The organism is Polaromonas sp. P1_E1_2, from assembly GCF_056406035.1.
Genome location: NZ_JBFUAZ010000180.1, coordinates 1 through 7,016, shown reverse-complemented (window position 1 = coordinate 7,016; position 7,016 = coordinate 1). Strand labels below are relative to the sequence as shown.

Here is a 7,016-nt window from a genome sequence, read left to right as displayed (position 1 = left end):
CGGCAATCGCGGCTTCCCTGGCCAAGGCCGGCGCGCGCGCGCTGGGGCTGTGCGACGTCAATGCGGACTCTGCGCAGGCCCTGGCAGGGCGGCTACGCCAGCACTACACGGCACTGGAACTTTCCACTGGCTCCAGCGACCCGGCGGGTTACGACCTGGTGGTCAATGCCACGCCCATGGGCATGAATGAAGGCGATCCCTTGCCCATGGACGTTTCACGTATCGCAGCCAGCAGTTTTGTGGGCGAAGTGGTCATGAAGTCGGAAATGACCGCGTTTCTGGCGGCGGCCAAGGCGCGAGGTTGCACCGTGCAGGTGGGTTCGGACATGCTGTTCGAGCAGATCCCGGCCTACCTGGAATTTTTTGGCCTGCCGACCACCACACCGGACGTCTTGCGGTCGGTGGCACGGCTGAGTTATTAAAAAAGTGTAAGAGGACGCACGCACCGTGCTTCCTGGGTGGGAAGTGCTGGAATCAATGCTAAAAACGTCTGATTTCAGACGTTCATAGACATAATCCAGCATGGACAAACTCAAGCAGCTTGAATCGTTCGTGTCGGTTGCGACGCGCGGCAGCCTGACTGCCGCCGCGAACGCCGAAGGCGTGGCGCCGGCCATCATGGGTCGGCGGCTTGATGCACTGGAAGGCCGCCTGGGCGTCAAGTTGCTGGTGCGTACCACCCGGCGCATCACGCTCACACACGAAGGCAGCGCCTTTCTTGAAGACTGCCAGCGTCTGCTGATTGATTTTGCCAACGCCGAAGCCAGCGTATCGGCCGGCGGCGTCAAGGCCAGCGGGCATCTGCGCATCACCGCGCCGGCCGGCTTTGGCCGCCGCCATGTGGCGCCCCTGGTGACGCGCTTTCGCGAAGTGCATGCCGATGTCACGATCTCGCTGAACCTGAGCGACCGGGTGGTTGACCTGGCCGGCGAGGGTTTTGACTGCGCAGTGCGCGTCGGCGACATGCCGGACTCTTCGCTGGTGAGTGTGCGCATGGCTGACAACCGCCGGCTGTGCGTGGCCACGCCGGTCTACCTGGCCCGCCACGGCACGCCCCAGCACCCCAGCGAGCTGGCGAAATTTGACTGCCTGACGCTGTCCAGCGACGCCTCGCAAACGCGGGGCTGGGCGTTCCGGGTCCAGGACGAATTGATCCATCTCAAGCCGGGCGGGCCGCTCGACTGCTCGGACGGCCAGGTCCTGCATGACTGGTGCCTGGGAGGGTACGGCATTGCCTGGCGCAGCACCTGGGAGGTCGAGGCGGAAATTGCCGCCGGCCAGCTGGTGGCGGTGCTGGAGGATTTTGCCGCGCCGCCCAACGGTATTTACGCCGTATTTCCGCAACGCAAACACTTGCCCCTGCGGGTTCGCCTTTGGCTGGATTTTCTGAAACACCATTACAGCCAACCGGAGTTCTGGTGCTCGTCGCCAGCCGCCACCACCACAAAACCCTGACTGGAAAGGATCCCGACGATGGTTCTCGAATCTCTTTTGGCCTATGCCCACCTGCTGGCGATTCTCACCATGGTGGTTTTTCTGGCGAGCGAGGCGGCGCTGTGCCGCACCGAGTGGCTGAACGCCGCCGTGATCGAGAGGCTCGGCAAGATCGACATGGTCTACGGCATCTCGGCCGGCGCGGTGTTCCTGACCGGCCTGGCGCGCGTGTTTCTGGGCAGCAAGGGCGCGGCCTGGTACGCCCATAACCCCTTGCTGTACGTCAAGCTCGTCATGTTCCTGGTGATCGGGCTGATTTCCATCAAACCCACCATGATGTTTTCGCGCTGGCGCCGGGAGTTGCGCGCCAACGGTGCCCTGCCCGATTCGCTGGAAGTCAAACAAGCGCGGCGGCTGGTGATGGTGCAGGCGCACATCCTGCCGTTCATTCCGCTGGCTGCCGTCTTTCTGGCCCGTGGCTTTGGTTAGGCGCACGCCAGTGCTGCAGCCGGCGTCAGGCTGAAAACAGGCCGTGCACCAGCCAGAAGGCGGTGCCCCACATCATCAGCGCCACCAGCAGGTCCATGGCGCGCCATATGGCCGGCGTGTTGAGCCTGYGCCCCACGCACCACAGCGCCACCCCCAGGCCGGTAAACCACAGCAATGAACCCGTGATGGCGCCCAGGCCGAACACGGCGTTGTCCGGCCGGGCGTAAGCCAGTGATGCGGTGCCGATGACCACGGCTGTGTCCAGCCAGGCATGGGGGTTGAGCCATGACAGCGCCAGTGCCAGCCCGATGGCCTTGCGGCGCGGCATGGCCTCTGCGCCGGCCATATCGGGGTTCCGGGCAGACGCGTGCGCAGGCTGCAGAAAGCGCCGCATGGCCTGGGCGCCATACACCAGCAGCACCAGCGCGCCCGCGCCGGTCATGGCGCCCAGCAGCTTGTCGGAAAGACCGCCCAGTTGCGCGAGACCGGCAACGCCTGCGGCGATCAGGGCCACATCGGTCAGCACACAGACGGCGACGGTGAGCCAGAGATGCTGGCGCAGCAGGCCCATGCGGATCACGTGGGCGTTCTGCGGGCCTATGGCCATGATGAGCGAGAGGCTGAGGACCATGCCGGTCAGGAAGGCGGGGGCGGTGAGCGGGTTCATGGCCGCAAGTGTGTGCCAGGGCTCATAATAGTTAAATAGAATTAACTAAAACTAGCTTTAGTCAATTATTAATTAATTTAGTAGGTGCCTAACAACATGCTCGATGCCCGACAACTTGAAGCATTGGCCGCCGTGATTGAGCACGGCAGTTTCGGCGAAGCCGCCAAGGCCCTGAGCCTGACGCTGGCTGCCGTGTCCCTGCGCATCAAGTCACTAGAAAACGCACTGGGGCAGCGGCTGCTGGTGCGCGGCAAACAGGTACGCGCCACGTCGGCCGGTCAGGCTTTGCTCGGGCACACCCGGCAGGTTCGCCTCATGGAAGGCGACCTGCTGGCCGGGCTGCAGGGCGGGGGAAAGCCCGCGCGCCTGCAAAGCCTGAGTGTGGCGGTGAACGCCGACTCCCTGAGCACGTGGTTCTTGCCGGGCGTGGCCACAGCCCTGCACACTCACGGCCTGCTGCTCGATGTCGTGGTGGACGATCAGGATCACACCCACGAAGCCCTGAAAAGCGGAGATGTCACGGGCTGCGTTACTGCATTGGCGCAGGCTATGCGGGGCTGCGTGGCTGAACCGCTGGGCGTGATGCGTTACCGCTGCATGGCCTCGCCCGCACTGGTGGCACAGTGGAACGAGCCCGCGGCGGGCGGCAAGGCCGCACCGAACCGGCTGGCCCATCGCCTGCTGGCCAGCCCTGCCGTGATCTTCAACCGCAAGGACGCGCTGCAGGATACTTTTCTTGAACAGCATTTCGGGCTGCGCGACGCGCTGTACCCGCGCCACTTTGTGCCGGCGGTGGATGCGTTCGAGCTTGCGCTGGAGCTTGGCATGGGCTGGGGCATGGTGCCCGACCTGTTGCTGGCCGCGCGCACCCGCAAGCCGCCGCTGCAGGAAGTGCTGCCGGACAGCACGGTCGACGTGCGGCTGTACTGGCAGCACTGGGCACGTGAATCCGTTGCGGCGCAACGATTGACACAGGCGGTCAAGCAGGCGGCGCAAGGGGAGTTGCTACAGATGTGACGGTGTATTTGTAAGCAAAAAGTGCCGCTTGCGCTTTGCAGATGGGCGCAAGCAGCTATCAAATTAATAGCACTCATCAAGAAATCACTGACACAAAAAAAGCCCGCCATAACATCCATGGCGGGCTGGTTCTGTTTGATGCGGCCGGCTTACTTGCTGAGGCACTCTTTCATGAAGGCTTTGCGTTCGTCGCCTTTTTTGCCCTTGGCGTCGACGTTGCAGGTTTTCATTTTGGTTTGCTGCGTTGGTGCTTCTTTCTTGGCGCTCAGGCACTCTTTCATGAATGCCTTGCGTTCGTCGCCCTTCTTGCCTTCAGCGTCCTTGTTGCAGGTACCCATTTTGGTTTGCTGTGCGGTTTTGGCTGGAGCGTCCGCGGCGTGCGCCACCGGAGACAAGGCCATCGAGACGGCAAAAACGGCGGCGATCAGGGATAACGGCTTTTTCATGGTGGCTCCATTGGGTTGGGGAATCAGGTTTGAGTTCCGGCTGGAATTCCAACACATAACGCCGCGCCGGGCAAATTCGATGACCGGGCATTTACCGGCCCCGGACGGCGCATGGCTTAACCGTAAAATCAGACCATGCTCTCGATTAAAAAAGACCTGCTCGCGGCCCTGGCTGCGGGGCTGGAAGAACTTTCCCCCGGCGCAGGCGACAAAGCTGCCTTTGAATCCCCCAAGGTGGCGACCCATGGCGATTTCGCCTGCACGGCCGCCATGCAGCTGGCCAAGCCGCTCAAGCTCAACCCGCGCCAGGTGGCGGAAAACTTGCGTGCCATTTTGCTGAAGGCTCCGGCCTTCGAGCGCTGGGTAGACGCTATCGAAATCGCCGGCCCCGGTTTCATCAACATCCGCCTCAAGCCCGCCGCCAAGCAGGAGACCGTGCGCGAAGTGCTGGCCGCCGGCGCGCAGTTCGGCGTGCAGCCGGCCGACCCGGCACGCAAAATGATCGTCGAGTTCGTCTCGGCCAACCCGACTGGCCCTCTGCATGTGGGCCACGGCCGGCAGGCCGCGCTGGGCGATGCCATCTGCAACCTTTTTGCCACGCAAGGCGCCAAGGTCTGGCGCGAGTTCTATTACAACGACGCGGGCGTGCAGATCCAGACCCTGGCCACCAGCACGCAGGCGCGCGCCAAAGGCATCAAGCCCGGCGACGCCGGATGGCCCGAATCGGCCTACAACGGCGATTACATCGCCGACATCGCGGCCGACTTTCTGGCCAAAAAGACCGTCAAGTCGGACGACCGCGAATACACCGCCTCGGGCGATGTSGACGACATSGAYTCGATCCGCCAGTTCGCCGTGGCCTACCTGCGCCACGAGCAGGACCTGGATCTCAAGGCTTTCTCGGTCAGGTTCGACAACTACTACCTTGAGTCCAGCCTGTACAGCTCGGGCCGTGTCGATAGCGCCGTGGCCAGACTGAAAGACGCCGGCAAGACCTACGAGCAGGACGGCGCGCTGTGGCTGAAGTCGACCGACTACGGCGACGACAAAGACCGCGTGATGAAAAAGAGCGACGGCAGCTACACCTACTTTGTGCCGGACGTGGCCTACCACCTGGCCAAGTGGGAGCGCGGCTTTAGCAAGGCCATCAACATCCAGGGCATGGACCACCACGGCACCATTGCCCGCGTGCGCGCCGGGCTGCAGGCCGCCGGCGAAGGCATTCCCCAGGGCTACCCCGATTACGTCCTGCACACCATGGTGCGCGTGGTGCGCAACGGCGAAGAGGTCAAAATTTCCAAGCGCGCCGGCAGCTACGTCACCCTGCGCGACCTGATCGAATGGACCAGCGCGGACGCCGTGCGCTTCTTTTTGCTCAGTCGCAAGCCGGACACGGAGTTCCTGTTCGATATTGACCTGGCGCTGGCACAGAGCAATGACAATCCGGTGTATTACGTGCAGATGGCGCACGCGCGCATCTGCTCCATCCTCACCATCTGGGCCGGCCAGGGCGGCKACGAAGCGAAGCTGAAATCCGTGGACCTGTCGGCACTCGACAGCCCGCAGGCCCAGGCACTCATGCTGCTGCTCGCCAAGTACCCTGACATGCTTGCCAATGCGGCCGCCGGCCTGGCACCGCACGATGTAGCTTTTTACCTGCGCGAGCTGGCGGCGAGCTATCACAGCTATTACGATGCCGAGCGCATCCTGGTAGACGRCGAGGCCGTCAAGCAGGCACGCCTGGCGCTGGTCGCCGCGACTGCGCAGGTGTTGCACAATGGCCTCGCAGTGCTGGGCGTGAGCGCCCCGCGCAAGATGTAACCAGTAGCGAAAACCATGCGAATTTCAGGACAAGGCAATGAACGTGGGCAAGGTATGAATACACAACGAGGCGGAACCCTGCTGGGGTTGATCATTGGCGCGCTGATCGGCCTGGGCGCGGCGCTGGCGGTGGCGGTTTACATCACCAAGGTGCCGGTTCCTTTCATGAACAAGAGCCAGGCACGCAACCCCGACAGCGACGCTGTTGAAGCCAAGAAAAACAAGGACTGGAACCCGAACGCCCCGCTGGCCGGCAAGAACCAACCCAAGCCGCCGCCTCCGGCAGCGGTTGAAGTGCCTGGTGTTCCGGTACCCGACCCCTCCGCCGGGCCCGCCCCCAGGGCCGCCGCTTCGGCGCCGGCCAAGGTGGCCAAGCCGGCACCTGCCGATCCGCTGGGCGATCTGGCAAAAGCAAAGGTCGAAGGCCTGTCGTCCGGTCCGGGAGCGGATCCCTTCAGCTATTTCATTCAGGCCGGTGCCTTTCGCACGCCGGAAGATGCGGAACAGCAACGCGCCAAGCTGTTGCTGCTGGGCATGCAGGCCAAAGTGTCGGAACGCGAGCAGGCGGGCCGCACCGTGTACCGCGTGCGCCTTGGCCCTTTCGACAAGAAGGAAGATGCCGACAAGGCCAAGGAGCGCCTGGACAACAATTCCATTGAAACCGCGCTGGTCCGGGTCCAGCGCTGAAGCCCTCGTCCAACGATAGGCTGAACTTTTCACGAGGCTGGTGTACAAACCCCTATACCCCGCGCCACGAGGCATCCGCCAGAGGGGCGGTTTCCGGGCTATTTCTGTCATTCCAGGAGAAAAATCTGATGCAACGCCGTGAGTTTTCGTTTTCAGCCGCCTCGGCAGCAGCCGCCCTGGGCGGCGTCGCCGCCCTGCCCACCCTGGCGCAAGCCCAGGCCAAGGCCTTCAAGGACGGCGAGGATTACCTGACGCTGGACAAGCCAGCGCCGACCGAGACCGCCGCCGGCCGGGTCGAGGTGGTGGAATTCTTCTGGTACAACTGCCCCCATTGCAACGCCTTCGAGCCGCAATTCGAAGCCTGGATGAAGCAGATCCCCAAGGACGTGTCCGTGCGGCGTGTTCCAGTGTCCTTCCGCCCCGATTTCGAACCTCAGCAGCGCCTGTATTACGTG

At 63.2% G+C, this 7,016-nt stretch carries 9 protein-coding genes; 7 read left to right on the top strand and 2 right to left on the bottom strand.

What is annotated here, in order from left to right:
- The 3 genes from AC1D1P_RS10565 to AC1D1P_RS10555 form a co-directional block, all read left to right on the top strand.
- Positions 1-422 (top strand): shikimate dehydrogenase family protein (locus tag AC1D1P_RS10565; protein ID WP_477672941.1); only part of this gene is annotated, 422 nt, incomplete at its 5' end.
- A gap of 100 nt (positions 423-522) precedes the next feature.
- Positions 523-1,455 carry a LysR family transcriptional regulator gene (locus AC1D1P_RS10560; RefSeq protein WP_457282367.1) on the top strand — a complete coding sequence of 311 codons (933 nt, stop codon included), beginning with the start codon at positions 523-525 and terminating at the stop codon, positions 1,453-1,455.
- Positions 1,456-1,473: 18 nt separating this feature from the next.
- Positions 1,474-1,923 carry a DUF2214 family protein gene (locus AC1D1P_RS10555; RefSeq protein ID WP_477672940.1) on the top strand — a complete coding sequence of 150 codons (450 nt, stop codon included), beginning with the start codon at positions 1,474-1,476 and terminating at the stop codon, positions 1,921-1,923.
- Positions 1,924-1,948: 25 nt separating this feature from the next.
- On the opposite strand, the gene AC1D1P_RS10550 is transcribed toward AC1D1P_RS10555, so the two are convergent.
- The gene (locus AC1D1P_RS10550; RefSeq protein ID WP_477672939.1) at positions 1,949-2,590 is read right to left on the bottom strand and encodes a LysE/ArgO family amino acid transporter; all 642 of its coding nucleotides are present in this window, start codon (positions 2,588-2,590) and stop codon (positions 1,949-1,951) included.
- A 96-nt stretch (positions 2,591-2,686) separates the two neighbouring features.
- Between AC1D1P_RS10550 and AC1D1P_RS10545 the strand changes: the two genes are divergently transcribed.
- On the top strand, positions 2,687-3,607 hold the full coding sequence (locus tag AC1D1P_RS10545; protein ID WP_477672938.1) for an HTH-type transcriptional regulator ArgP: 921 nt from the start codon (positions 2,687-2,689) through the stop codon (positions 3,605-3,607).
- Positions 3,608-3,756: 149 nt separating this feature from the next.
- Here AC1D1P_RS10545 and AC1D1P_RS10540 read toward each other — a convergent pair whose 3' ends face one another.
- Positions 3,757-4,053, bottom strand: a complete 297-nt coding sequence (locus tag AC1D1P_RS10540; RefSeq protein WP_477672937.1) for a PsiF family protein — start codon at positions 4,051-4,053, stop codon at positions 3,757-3,759.
- Between the two features lie 135 nt (positions 4,054-4,188).
- Here AC1D1P_RS10540 and argS point away from each other — a divergent pair, with 135 nt between their 5' ends.
- The 3 genes from argS to AC1D1P_RS10525 form a co-directional block, all read left to right on the top strand.
- Positions 4,189-5,874 carry an arginine--tRNA ligase gene (gene argS / locus AC1D1P_RS10535; protein ID WP_477672936.1) on the top strand — a complete coding sequence of 562 codons (1,686 nt, stop codon included), beginning with the start codon at positions 4,189-4,191 and terminating at the stop codon, positions 5,872-5,874.
- Between the two features lie 54 nt (positions 5,875-5,928).
- Positions 5,929-6,561, top strand: coding sequence for an SPOR domain-containing protein (locus tag AC1D1P_RS10530; protein ID WP_477672935.1), 633 nt, complete (start codon positions 5,929-5,931; stop codon positions 6,559-6,561).
- Positions 6,562-6,689: 128 nt separating this feature from the next.
- Positions 6,690-7,016: thioredoxin domain-containing protein (locus AC1D1P_RS10525; RefSeq protein WP_477672934.1), on the top strand; the 327-nt coding region annotated here is incomplete at its 3' end.